The sequence below is a fragment of the Winogradskyella sediminis genome (assembly GCF_003387355.1).
GTDB lineage: Bacteria > Bacteroidota > Bacteroidia > Flavobacteriales > Flavobacteriaceae > Winogradskyella > Winogradskyella sediminis.
This window is the reverse complement of sequence record NZ_QUNH01000001.1, coordinates 1,389,349-1,402,977: the sequence shown is the minus strand read 5'-3', so window position 1 is coordinate 1,402,977 and position 13,629 is coordinate 1,389,349. Positions and strand designations below refer to the sequence as shown.

General features: G+C 34.5%; 10 protein-coding genes and 1 tRNA gene. 2 read left to right on the top strand and 9 right to left on the bottom strand.

Annotated features, from left to right (window positions below; all coding sequences use genetic code 11):
* Positions 1 to 13 precede the first annotated feature (13 nt).
* The gene (gene cls, locus C8N41_RS05890) at positions 14 to 1,465 is read right to left on the bottom strand and encodes a cardiolipin synthase (protein WP_115838807.1); all 1,452 of its coding nucleotides are present in this window, start codon (positions 1,463 to 1,465) and stop codon (positions 14 to 16) included.
* 286 nt (positions 1,466 to 1,751) lie between these two features.
* On the opposite strand from cls, the gene C8N41_RS05885 reads away from it, so the two are divergent.
* Both C8N41_RS05885 and C8N41_RS05880 read left to right on the top strand, forming a co-directional pair.
* Positions 1,752 to 3,341 carry an FMN-binding glutamate synthase family protein gene (locus C8N41_RS05885; RefSeq protein ID WP_115838545.1) on the top strand — a complete coding sequence of 530 codons (1,590 nt, stop codon included), beginning with the start codon at positions 1,752 to 1,754 and terminating at the stop codon, positions 3,339 to 3,341.
* Positions 3,342 to 3,466: 125 nt separating this feature from the next.
* On the top strand, positions 3,467 to 5,716 hold the full coding sequence (locus C8N41_RS05880) for an FUSC family protein (RefSeq protein ID WP_317124569.1): 2,250 nt from the start codon (positions 3,467 to 3,469) through the stop codon (positions 5,714 to 5,716).
* Positions 5,717 to 5,802: 86 nt separating this feature from the next.
* On the opposite strand, the gene C8N41_RS05875 is transcribed toward C8N41_RS05880, so the two are convergent.
* From C8N41_RS05875 to murC, 8 genes are all read right to left on the bottom strand, one after another.
* Complete coding sequence (locus tag C8N41_RS05875; protein ID WP_115838543.1) at positions 5,803 to 6,333, bottom strand: hypothetical protein; 531 nt, start codon at positions 6,331 to 6,333, stop codon at positions 5,803 to 5,805.
* 142 nt (positions 6,334 to 6,475) lie between these two features.
* A complete protein-coding gene (locus tag C8N41_RS05870) occupies positions 6,476 to 6,856 on the bottom strand; it encodes a hypothetical protein (protein WP_147298933.1) in 381 nt (126 codons plus the stop codon).
* 453 nt (positions 6,857 to 7,309) lie between these two features.
* A tRNA-Arg gene (locus C8N41_RS05865) sits at positions 7,310 to 7,383 on the bottom strand.
* A gap of 39 nt (positions 7,384 to 7,422) precedes the next feature.
* On the bottom strand, positions 7,423 to 7,872 hold the full coding sequence (locus tag C8N41_RS05860; protein ID WP_115838541.1) for a GatB/YqeY domain-containing protein: 450 nt from the start codon (positions 7,870 to 7,872) through the stop codon (positions 7,423 to 7,425).
* Between the two features lie 168 nt (positions 7,873 to 8,040).
* Positions 8,041 to 9,981, bottom strand: coding sequence for a cell division protein FtsZ (gene ftsZ / locus C8N41_RS05855; protein WP_115838540.1), 1,941 nt, complete (start codon positions 9,979 to 9,981; stop codon positions 8,041 to 8,043).
* Positions 9,982 to 10,155: 174 nt separating this feature from the next.
* Positions 10,156 to 11,487, bottom strand: coding sequence for a cell division protein FtsA (gene ftsA / locus C8N41_RS05850; RefSeq protein ID WP_092444847.1), 1,332 nt, complete (start codon positions 11,485 to 11,487; stop codon positions 10,156 to 10,158).
* A 3-nt stretch (positions 11,488 to 11,490) separates the two neighbouring features.
* Positions 11,491 to 12,213, bottom strand: a complete 723-nt coding sequence (locus C8N41_RS05845) for a cell division protein FtsQ/DivIB (RefSeq protein ID WP_115838539.1) — start codon at positions 12,211 to 12,213, stop codon at positions 11,491 to 11,493.
* Positions 12,206 to 13,606, bottom strand: a complete 1,401-nt coding sequence (gene murC, locus C8N41_RS05840) for a UDP-N-acetylmuramate--L-alanine ligase (protein ID WP_115838538.1) — start codon at positions 13,604 to 13,606, stop codon at positions 12,206 to 12,208. The genes C8N41_RS05845 and murC overlap by 8 nt, the downstream gene beginning before the upstream one ends.
* Positions 13,607 to 13,629 lie beyond the last annotated feature (23 nt).

Here is a 13,629-nt window from a genome sequence, read left to right as displayed (position 1 = left end):
GTTACAGCCTTTTTTACAACAATGGTGATAATAACCTTACTAACTTTTCCCAAAGCTGAATTGCTTTTGGTCTGTTTAGCCAAGCTTCTGCATCAATTTTGTGTGAAGCTTTTAAATCGTGCTCAAACGCCTCTGTCAATTGTGAGGCGATGGCTTTGCTATAAACGAATGCGTTAACTTCAAAATTAAGATCAAAACTGCGGTAGTCCATATTTGCAGATCCAACTATCGCTAAATTATCATCTATGACCATTGTTTTTGCATGTACAAAGCCTTTTTTATACTGATAAATTTTTGCTCCACACTGAAGCAATTCGGTGTAATAAGCATTAGCCGCTGCATTTACCATTTTAGAATCTGAAATACCTGGAATTATAAGCTTTACATCCAACCCACTTTGCATCGCAATAAGCAATGCATCCATTAAACTCTCACCTGGAATAAAATAAGGACTGGTGATATAAATACGTTTTTTCGCTGTACTTATAGCTTCTAATAATGAATAGAAAATAACGGGCTGTTTACTATCTGGACCCGAAGCTGCGAATTGTACAATTTCATTCTTAATTGTACTTGTATTGGTATAATCAGGAAAGTAATCGACAGCATATTCTAAAGGTATTTTACTACAAAAATTCCAATCGCAGAGAAATAAATATTGTAAATAAGCTGTCGCCTGTCCTTTAATTAAGAGATGTGTATCTCTCCAATACAAATTGTTGGGCTGACAATCATTTCGGTATTTATCGCTTATATTAATTCCACCAATAAAGCAAGTTTCACCATCAATAATTACAATTTTTCTGTGATTTCTATAATTTAGTCGGTTGGCAAAAGCATACCATTTAATTTCGTAAAAGGGCACCGTTTGTATGCCAGCATCACTAAGTGTCTTTAAAAATGATTTACTTAAACTATGACTTCCAAAATCATCGTACATGAAACGGACTTCTACACCTTCTTTGGCTTTTTTAATTAATAGCTCAGCAACAGCGTTTCCAGTGTTATCGCTCTCATAAATGTAATATTCGATATGTATATGATGTTTAGCATCGTCAATAGCCTGTAGTAGTTGAGGAAACTTCTCTTCTCCATTAATCAGTAATTTCACTTCGTTGTTTGCCGTAAGTGGACTACTACTAGAATGGCGAATAAATTCCATTAACTTTTTTTGGTGCTCACTTATTAATCCTGATTGGTGAATCATCTTAGAATACGAGTACATTTTAGCCCTAATACGCTCTCGTACAGGTTCGTCTAGATTTAATTTTTTACTATATAATTTTCGTTTCCGATAATTGATTCCGAATGTAAAATAGAACACCATACCAATAATCGGTACAAAAACAATAAATAATATATACGACAACGCTTTTATACTACTGCGTGTATCATGCAATACTCTTAAAACCACAAACACTACTAAAAGCACATAAGCTAATTCCCCTAATAAAACCCAGTTCATCTGATCTAACATTTATGTTTTGTTAAGTTAATATTTTTTTACCAAGCAGCAGAACTCCAAACTGTTTTCTTATCGTTTTTATTTACAAATATCAACGTCTTTTATGGAGTCTTACACAGTACTTCACAAAATAAAAACAAGTCCCATTTTTATGATATTTATAAAAAATAAGATGTCGGTTAGCGATTTCAAATAATATGAAGTAAAAAAAGATAAACTCCATAATTATAATTTATTATTCGATTAGGTAAGCTTATCTTTGCCAATTCATTTTAAAGTTATCACTATGAAAGTTCGTGAGTATTTTATTATAATTTCTACTATAGTCGTCCTAGCTATTGTAGGCATAGCATTTTTATGGCCACCGATTGTATGGTTATTCTTACTTGTAGGTCCATTAGTCTTAATGGGTATTTTCGATATTTTACAAAAGTCGCACACTATAAGACGGAACTTTCCTTTATTAGGTCGTTTTAGATACGTTTTAGAGTCGATTAGGCCAGAAATTATGCAGTATTTTGTGGAGACGGATACGGAAGGTAGACCTCTTAATCGCATTTTACGATCATTAATTTACAGAAGAGCAAAAGGATTAAATGATACGGAACCTTTTGGGACACAAATGGACATTTATCATTCGGGTTACGAGTGGTTAGAGCATTCTATGTATGCAAAAACGAATCCTAAAAGTATTGGTGAAGTGCCACGTTTAATCATAGGAGGAAAAGATTGTAAACAGCCTTATTCTTCTAGTTTGTTGAATATTTCAGCAATGAGTTTTGGCTCGCTAAGTAATAACGCCATCCTCGCTTTAAATAAAGGTGCTAAAATGGGGAATTTTGCACACAATACAGGTGAAGGAGCTATTAGTGATTACCATTTAAAACACGGTGGAGATCTTATATGGCAAATCGGAACAGGCTACTTTGGTTGCCGACACGACGATGGTACATTTAACGAAGTAACGTTTAGAGAAAGTGCTATACGCCCAGAAGTAAAGATGATTGAGATTAAATTATCCCAAGGTGCAAAACCAGGCCATGGAGGTATTTTACCAGCTTCAAAAAACACCGAAGAAATTGCAAAAATAAGACATATAAAACCTGGAATTGCCGTGCACTCGCCACCATCGCACTCTGCTTTTTCAGACCCGATTCAATTTATGTATTTTATTAAAAAACTCAGAGATTTATCTGATGGAAAACCTGTTGGGTTTAAGCTGTGTTTAGGTAGAAAACAAGAATTCATGGATTTTTGTGAAGCAATGATTTACACCGGAATTCTTCCAGATTTTATTACCGTAGATGGTGGTGAAGGAGGAACTGGTGCGGCTCCAGTAGAATTTTCTAACTCTATGGGTATGCCTTTACGAGAAGGTTTAATTTTTGTACATGACACCCTAGTTGGTTTCAATTTAAGAAAGGATATTAAAGTCATTGTGGCCGGAAAAATTATAACTGGTTTTCATATGGCCAGAGCTTTAGCCTTGGGTGCTGACGGATGTAATAGTGCACGTGCTATGATGCTTTCTATTGGATGTATACAAGCATTACAGTGTAATACCAATACTTGTCCTGTTGGTGTCGCTACTCAAAACCCGTCTCTAGTAAAAGGGTTGGTTGTAGAAGACAAAGCACCACGAGCACAACGCTACCAAGAAGCCACAATTCATAGTTTCTTAGAGCTTGTTGCCGCAGCAGGACTAAACAGTCCAGCAGAATTAACTCGGGATCATATTAGCAAGCGCGTTGGACTTTACGATGTTAAAACCTATCATGATATTTATCCTCCTATTGAACAAGGTTCTTTACTGAACATTGATACCATACCAGAGGAATACAAAAAGTTTTTCCACTTAACACGTATTATGAAATAATATAAAAAAGAAATTACCTTTTTTTAAAGCTGCTCATTTTATTATATTTAAAATGAGCAGCTTTTCTTTTACGCAATGAGATTTAAATTTCTTACTTAAAAAATCAGCTTGCTTTTTCAAGTTGTATCTTTGTCCTAAATCATAAAATCACAATTTCTATTTTAGCGCTCATTTCAAAACACATTAAAGAATTATTAGAATTCTTTAAAAGCACTAGCTTTTCTAAAGCCGTTTTAATTGGTGTAGCCGTAACTATACCTATTGTTTTAGGTATCGTAACGCAACAATTTGAAATTGGCCTGGCACTTTGTTTTGGCGCATTTTGGTGCTCTCCAAGTGATGTCAGCGGACGCTTAAAGCACAAACAAATTGGCATTCTGTTTTCTGCCGTTTTAGTTGTAGTCATAAGCTTTATTGGTGGATATCTTAATATTTCAAATTTCCTGCTTTTTCCTATTTTAGGAATTTTAACGTTCTGTATTGCTTTTATTTCCATCTATGGATTTAGAGCCTCGCTAATAAGTTTTTCTGGTTTATTGGCTTTGGTCTTAAGTTTTGCGCACACTTCAGAAAACTTAGAAGTCTACCAATACGCCTTATGTATTGGTATTGGCGGCATTTGGTATTTAACACTTTCAACTTTGTGGTACCACATAAATCCCAAAGCGCAAACCGAAGAAGCTTTAAATGAAACCTTTCTATTAACGGCTGATTTTTTAGATACTAGACGCCAACTTATTGGTGAGCAACCGAACAGAGCGGACTTGCAGAATCAACTTATGACTTTGCAAAGTGACTTGACAGAGCATCACGAAACCTTACGTGAAATTTTAATCTTATCCCGAAAAAGCTCAGGAAAATCTAATTACCAAAGCAGACGCTTGTTGGTCTTTATACAGTTGATAGAAATGCTTGAAACTGCTGTTGCCAATCCTGTGAATTATGACAAAATGGATTTGCTTTTTGAGAAACATCCTGAATTTAAAACAGATTTTCAGAATTTAATTTTTGAATTTTCTCACCAGCTGAGGGCTATTGCTAACACCATTAATAAGTCTAAACGGTTTCCTTCAAATAACGTTCTTTCCCAAGCCATTAAAACACTAGAAAATGACATTTTAAAATTTAAAGATGAAAATTATATAGAAGATTACGAGCACTATTTAATGCTTCAAAATCTATTAGATTATCAAATAAAACAATTTGAAAAATTAAAGAAAATTAAATGGCTACTAGGCAACCCTAAATTATCATCGGACGATTTTATTAAAAATGATAAGTTAAGGCGTTTTATCGATGAGCAAGATTATAACCCAAAACTCATACTCAGAAATTTCAGTTTTAGATCCACTATTTTCAAACATTCTTTACGTTTGGCTGTTGTGGTAATGCTAGGTTATGGTATTGGAATATTTTTCGATTTTCAAAATCCATATTGGATAATACTTACCATAATTGTGATTATGAGACCTAGTTACGGTCTTACCAAAACCCGCTCTAAAGATCGCATTATAGGAACCCTCATTGGTGCTGTTTTAGCGAGTGGTTTAGTTTTTTTAATTAACAATCCTTATATGTATGGTGCATTTGGTGTTTTATCTCTGGTGATTGCATTTTCAATGGTTCAGAAAAATTATAAAGCATCAGCAACCTTTATTACCCTCAGTGTTATCTTTATTTATGCGATTTTACAACCCGATATTTTAAAAGTCATTCAGTTTAGAGTTATAGATACTATTATTGGTGCTGCGCTTTCTTATACTGCCATGCGTTGGCTTTGGCCTGCTTGGTCGTTTATGGAAATTGGCGATCATATTAAAGATAGTTTAAAAGCGAATACAGCATTTTTTAAATCTATAAGTACGTATTATCAGAAAAAAGGAAACATTCCGACGAGCCTCAAAGTAAATAGAAAAGAAGCATTTCTACAAACTTCTAATTTAAGTTCTGCCTTTCAACGTATGGCTCAAGAACCCGAATCGAAACAGAATAACATCGATGATATTTATGAACTGGTAGTTATTAACCACAGCTTTTTATCGTCGTTAGCATCGCTTAGTACATATATTCAAAATCATGTAACCACAGAGGCTTCAGAAGATTTTGTAATCATTTCCGATAAAATAAATACAAATCTCGATACCGTCTGTTCTCAATTAAAAGTTATAAATTTTGAAAACCAAAAGACAAAGACTTCAACCTCTAAACCAGACGCATTCAAATTTCCTGTAAATAGTCTTACCTCTGATGCCATTTCACAAACCGACAGCGAACATACCCATAAAGAGGCACATTTAATTTGGGAACAACTTTATTGGCTCTATACGTTGAGCGAAAAGATGCTAAAATTAACTAGTAGGTATACCGTTGATTAAGTTCTTCCATTAGCATTAAATTCACAAAAAAACGTCTTTTAAAGCAGTTTTTAAAAGACATTTTTTTTTTAGTAAAAGACTACTATTTAAGCAAATACAGCCTGAGACTTATTGTTTGTTGACTTTGGCGTAACTCTAGATCTTAAAATCTGATTTACAAGACCTTCCCATTGTTGAGCAATGGTTATTTCATTATTTAAAGCCAGATCATTGTCATTGCTGTAAAGCACAAAGGTTGTTACAGCTTTATGATTTTTATACTCAAAAGTTAATTGTACCTTATCGATAACATCGTAATGCTTTTTTTTATCTTTAATAAGTTTGCTTTCTTTTACAAATTTGCAAGCACTTATAGATTTTAAATCTACGACTTGCGCATAAGCCACATCTTCTGTTTCTTTATAAAAGAACACATTTTCTTCGATAGTGTCTAGACCTATTGCAAAGTTGCTTTGTACTTCCGTTTTACCCAATTGTCGATTGTGTAATGTGGCTTCTGATTGCAGTGCGTTGTGTAATTTCTGTTTTCTTTTTCTGCGACCGACTATAAATAGTACGAATGGTAATATTACGATGGTAATGATAATAGCATCGATAATAACTAATCCTGTTTCCATGATATTAGATTTTTTTTTGGTAATAATTAAAAGTGTAAATAAATGATACGGCAATGGCTGCCTTAGCAAACATCACTTATAATGATATTTGCTGCCATTTCTTGAAATAAATGATGCTAACAAAAAATGGTGTTACACGTTGCTACCAAAAAGCATGAAAAGGAAAAAGGATAACCTTTAAGTGTGTATGCAGTATCTCCTTGCGCATTGCTCTTTCATACTGAGCACGCTGTACTACTAACAGGTGTTGACTGCGAAACGTAAGCGCAGCGTTGTTAAAAGCAATTTCTTCTAACGGTAAGGGTTCTATATCAACATTAGAGACAACACTAAATTGCTCTCTTTGAACATCAAAAAACTGATGATGTGATGGAGAGCGTCCAGAGACCTCATCTGAAGATTCAAGGGAAGTCTGTTCAATAATACTATTAAAATCAGGTATGTTTTCAGCATGTGCAGACATTGCAAAGCCGATAACAATAACATATATTTTAAAAAGTGTTTTAAACATTCTTATTTTCAAATTGACTACAAATTAAGCGTATAAATTAAAAACGACATACTAAATGAGTGTTAAATTAATTTATTTCAATACATGTAATTATCATTTTGTTTTACAGTAAGAGTTCGTCTTATTGATATTTAAACAACTGTTTCTTTCGTGATATATGCGAACACAAAATGAATTGTATTTTATGGATTTTGATAAAGCAACAAGTTTTAAGTTTACTAAAGAAGATACGACTCTTACTTGTATTTTTTCTTGAATAGGATTTGCTACATGCATCTCACAACTCAGTAGTGAAAAGCGTTTCCATAAAAAACGCTCAAGCAAGCTTGTGACATTCTCTTGCTCTTAGCAAAACGGAACTTTAAAGGATTGCTTCACATCCCGTAAAGATCCGCTTTGAAAATAGTTTCAACAAAAAAACGCTCAAGCAAGCTTGGCGTTTTTTCTTATGAAACTATTTATTCGTGACCGCGAAGGGATTCGAACCCCCAACCCTCAGAGCCGAAATCTGATATTCTATCCAGTTGAACTACGCAGCCATAAATTCTTGAATACTCAAGAATTTGTATGTAATTGATTTAAGACAATTTAGCTTTCACAATGTTCGAAATGGTTTTTCCATCTGCTTGTCCGGCTAATTTTCCACTGACAATACCCATAACTTTCCCCATATCTTTCATACCTTCTGCACCAACTGCTGCAATGGTTTTCATTACTTCAACCGTAATTTCTTCTTCGGAAAGTTGTGCTGGTAAAAATTGACTTATTATTTTAGCCTGAGCGAGTTCTGGCTCAGCCAAATCTTCACGATTTTGTTCTAAAAATATGGCAGCACTATCTTTACGTTGCTTAACCATTTTTGACAAGATTTTTATTTCTTGGTCTTCAGAAATATCTTCCTTAGAGCCTGTAGCGGTTTGTGCTAACAATATTTCTGATTTTACAGCACGCAAAGCGGCCAAAGCGACTTGATTCTTTTCTTTCATTGCTGCTTTCATCGCAGTCATTATATCTACTTGTAAACTCATAAATTTTGTTCCTTTTAATATGTCTGCGAAGATAATAAAAAGTTCTTCTTTGGTTACAGTAGAAACACAGATACCTTCAAGTTTTTTTTACAAACAAAAAGCCCAAAAAGTTGGAGAAACTTTTTGGGCCTGACTTAATTGGTGTTACACCATATGCCAAATTTGCTATTAATCTACATTATCGTGTAAAAATGAATTATTACTTCTTAATTGTATATCGTCGTTCTCATCAGTTCCGACAGACATTCTAGAAGCTTTTGTTTCTGAAGAATGTTGAGCATCTTCTAAATTAACACCTTGCCTTTTGTAAGCAGGTACTTTTTCGATTTCATTTATTTTGGCATCATTAAACTTATAATTGAAATCTTTCATTTTTCGTCTACGCTCATCTGCACGAGCTATAAGCATTTCTGAGATTGGACTATTCATTGGGTCTATCTCCTCATCAGTTGCCGTAGTATTATCATCCAAAGGAATTGTTTTCTTTTCAAAAACAATATCTTCTTTTACCTCTACCTCTTCTTTTTTCGTATTGATTGAAGAATTAAACGTTTCAAAATCATCTAAAGCATAACGCTTTTCTCCTTTTTCATTTACTTCAGTTACGGCTATAATTTCAACAGGTTCGTTAACATCAATACCTTTTACCTCTTCATCTAAACTAAAGAACATTTTTTCTTCTTCAGCTTTAGGCTCTTCAACTTCCTTTTCTGCTTTATTAGTTATAGGCAAATCAAAAGAAAATGTAATTTGTTCTTCTTTTGGCTCTTCGATAACTTCCGCTTTATTTTCTATTGGAGTGATTACAAAATCCTCAGATTCAGCTTCTATCTGCGGTTTTGTATCTAAAACCTCATCATATACGACATTCATGTTTTTTAAAAAGTCTGTCGTTGCAATTAAATCGGTTTCAGAATTATGCTTTGCTTTTGGAGCATCTTTAACCTCGTCATCTTCTTCAAGCAACGTATGACGAACAATTGGCGCTTCCTTTTCCTTTTCTTTTTCTAAAACGATATCTGGTGTAATAATCGCTGGTTCTTTCTCTTGAGTACTAGTCTCATTAGCATCACCAAGTGCGTGAATTACTTTTTTAGTCTCTGTATTGGAAATTTCATTTTGTTGATCTAAATCAAATCCTGTAGCAATAATAGTTACCGAAATAGATTCTTGCAAGGCTTCATCTTCACCAACACCCATAATAATATTGGCTCCAAATCCAGCTTCAGTCTGAATGTGATCGTTAATTTCACCGATTTCGTCTATAGTAATTTCCTGAGAACCAGAAACGATTAGCAACAATACGTTTTTAGCTCCTGTAATTTTATTATCGTTAAGCAATGGTGAATCTAATGCGCTCATAATCGCCTCTTGTGCTCTGGTTTGTCCAGAAGCTGTGGCAGATCCCATAATCGCTGTACCACTATTGCTTAATACTGTTTTAGCATCACGTAAATCAATATTCTGAGTATAGTGATGTGTGATGACTTCCGCAATACCTCTAGAAGCTGTAGATAAGACTTCATCTGCTTTTGAGAAACCGGCTTTAAATCCGAGGTTACCATATACTTCACGAAGTTTATTATTGTTAATTACCACTAACGAGTCTACATGAGAACGCAATTTTTCAATACCACGTTGGGCTTGTGCATTACGCATTTTACCTTCAAACTGAAACGGCATGGTAACGATACCAACGGTAAGAATCTCGAGCTCCTTAGCCATTTTAGCAATTACTGGCGCGGCACCTGTACCTGTTCCACCACCCATTCCGGCTGTAATAAATACCATTTTTGTATTGGTATCTAACATGCGGCGAATGTCTTCTAAACTTTCTATTGCAGCTTCTTCTCCTATATCTGGATTGGCACCTGCTCCTAATCCTTCAGTTAGGTTAACTCCTAATTGAATTTTGTTAGGAACACCACTATTTTGAAGTGCTTGCGAATCTGTATTACAGATTACAAAATCGACTCCTTTAATGCCTTGCTGAAACATGTGATTGATGGCATTACTACCTCCTCCTCCAACACCAATTACCTTGATGACGTTTGATTGATGCTTTGGCAAATCAAATGAAATATTTCCAAATTCGTTGCTATTACTCATATATTATGGATTAACTATTATTCTATGTCTTGTAAATTTGGGACCACGTTACTGACCTCCTTTACCCGTTCTATTTATTCTATTATATATAAATTTTACTTTAATGCAAAATTTTATCTATTATGATTCTTGCGTAGGAAAACTTACCTATTAAAACCTGCAAAGATCATACATCTATTCCGCTTTATCTAAAAAATCTTTAACCCGTTCGGTTAATTTATCTAAAAACGAACGACGCTCCTTTATAGGCTCTGGTGCTATAGGTTCTGCTTCAGGCTCTTCTGGTAATTCTGCTTCATTTTCAATTTCAACGTCTTGCTCAACAACTTCTACTTTTTTTCGTTCTTGTCGTTTTAAGCCATCCATTACCAACCCAACAGCTGTGGCATATAGCGGACTTGCAATATCGTCATCGCTATCTCCTGCTAAATGCTCATTTGGATATCCAATTCTGGTATCCATTCCGGTAATATATTCTACTAACTGCTTTAAATGTTTTAATTGAGATCCACCTCCCGTTAAAACAATACCACCAATTAGTTTTTTCTTTTGCTCTTCGTGACCGTAATTTTTTATTTCAACATACACTTGCTCTATAATTTCCACAACTCTTGCATGTATAATTTTAGATAAGTTCTTTAATGTTATTTCTTTAGGCTCTCTACCTCTTAGACCAGGAATAGAGACTATTTCGTTATCCTTATTTTCTCCAGGCCAAGCAGATCCGAACTTTACCTTAAGCAATTCTGCTTGTTTCTCAATAATTGAACAACCTTCTTTTATGTCTTCGGTAATTACACCACCTCCAAAAGGAATCACAGCTGTATGACGAATAATACCATCTTTAAAAACTGCTAAATCGGTTGTTCCGCCTCCGATATCAATCAATGCTACACCTGCCTCTTTCTCTTCTCTACTTAAAACTGCATTTGCAGAAGCCAATGGTTCTAGTGTAATTCCTTCTAAATTTAGACCAGCACTTTTAATACAACGTCCTACATTTCTTATGGAAGACACTTGCCCTACAACAACGTGAAAATTAGCCTCTAAGCGTCCTCCATACATTCCTATCGGTTCAGTAATTTCTGCCTGACCATCAATTTTAAACTCTTGTGGTAAGACATGAATAATTTCTTCACCAGGGAGCATTACCAATTTATGAACCTGATTGATTAAACGATCAATATCTTCTTCATCAATAACCATATCCGAATTTGGACGCGTTATATAATCGCTATGCTGTAAACTACGGATATGCTGACCAGCAATACCCACGGTTACATCTTCAATTTTTTCGCCTGAAGCCGCTTCAGCTTCTTGAACCGCTTGTTGAATAGACTGAATCGTCTGTGTAATATTATTAACCACACCACGATGTACTCCCATACTTTTGGCTTTTCCTAAGCCTAAAATCTCAACTTTATCATACTCGTTTTTGCGACCAATCATGGCCACAATTTTTGTGGTACCTATATCTAGACCTACCGAAATGTTTTGTTTGTCCATAGTTTACTTTTTGGTGCAAATAACTTGTTTATCAAATTTTAGATTAACTACACTATAGCGATCTAAAATATCATCCTTTAAAGCCTTTTGATAAAACGCTTTAAAATTGTTTAACTTTTTTTCGAGTTGCTTTAAGGTTCCTAAATGAACCGTAAAATCACGTTTTCTGATTTTGAAATCAATCGTCTTGTTATCGTTCTGACGGATTTCAATAATATGTTTCTTTAAAAACTCATCTTCATCTACAAATTTCGCAAATTGAAAGACAGTAGCAAGGTTATTTTTCTCAATATTTCCGGTAACAAGTGGCACTCTTGCCGCATAATTATGAGACAAAGGCATAAACCCTCCTTCATCATCGATATAATATGACTCATTAGTGTTCACTCTCGCAATAGGTTTTTTCTGTTCAATTTCAGCCGAAAGCCCACCGTCTACTGACATAAACACTTCCGCCTTCTTTATCATAGGATTAGATTTAAGGGCAGATTCTAATTTGTTCAAATCTATAATTTCTTTAGATTGCTCCGAAACTGGTTGTTGATTTACTATTAACAATTTACTAACATTCGATTCCGTGATAAATAATTTGTTTTCGCCCAAAAACGTGATATTTGGCGCACTTACTTTTCTCGTTTTGTTTCGTTGATTAGAAAATGCAAACAAAAAGCCCACTAAAATTACTAAACCTATGACTTTTATATAGTTGAAATTAATTTTAGACATACAACGCCTCTTTTATATGTTTAACTTCAGCTCCAATATCTCCTGCTCCAATAGTTAATACAATTTGAGCATTCGATTTTTTTATTTCATCAACTAAATGTGATTTTTGAATTAATTTTTTATTCGGATTTTTCACCTTATTTAATAGCCATTCTGATGTCACACCTTCTATCGGCCTTTCTCTTGCTGGATAAATATCTAAGAGTAAGATCTCATCAAAATTTGAAAGGCTTTCTGCAAATTCATCTGCAAAATCCTGAGTCCGACTAAAGAGGTGTGGCTGAAAAATTGCCAATACTTTTTTATCTGGATACATTTCCCTAACTGCCTGATGCACTGCGTTAATCTCCTCAGGATGATGCGCATAATCATCGATAAAAACAAAGTCATCCGTTTTTATCTGATAAGTAAACCGTCGCTTTACACCTTTATAAGACGCTAAAGCCTCGGCTAAATCTTTGTGAGAACAACCATAATATAACGCCATAGCTAGTGCTATAATTGCGTTAGAAAGATTATGTCGTCCTGGTAAACTAAATCTAAAACCACGATAAAGTCCGTTAGGTGTTTTTACATCAAATACATAACAACCGTTTTCTATTGTAATATTTTGAGCACTATAATCCGAATCGTCTTCTATTCCGTATGTAATCCCATCTAAAGGCAAACCATTTTTAACAAATAATTTTCCATTAGGCTTTATACATTTTGAAAAATCCTTGAAGGTCTTTACCAGTTCTTCTGCATTTCCATAGATATCTAAATGATCTGCATCCATGGACGTTACACCAGCCAAATCTGGGGATAATGTTAAAAAAGAGCGATCAAATTCATCTGCCTCCACCACAGTAACTTCTGTACCATTAATGATTAAATTAGAATTGTAATTCTCACTAATTCCTCCTAAAAAAGCTGTAACTGGCACATTACACATATTTAACAAATGTCCTAAAATACTTGTAGTCGTGGTCTTACCATGTGTACCTGCCACGGCAAAGCAAACTGTTTGTCTCGTAATTTCACCTAAAACAACAGAACGTTTTAAAACATTAAATCCATGAGTTTTAAAGTAATTGAATTCCGAATGCCCCTTAGGAATCGCAGGTGTATAAACTACAAGTGTATTTTCTGGATTTAAAAATACACTAGAAACACTCTTAACATCATCTTCAAAATGAATTTCAACTCCTAAGTCTTTGAGTGACTTAGTGATATCGGTTGGCGTTTTGTCATAACCAGCCACCTGCTTACCATTAGCCACGAAGTAACGTGCGATTGCACTCATACCAATGCCACCAATACCAATAAAATAGACGTTATCAGCCCATCCTAAACCCTTTCCTTTTGAAAGGACTTTCTCACTCTTGCTAATATGTTCGCTGTTAGTATTCATTACTCTTTAAACCCTAATTCTAT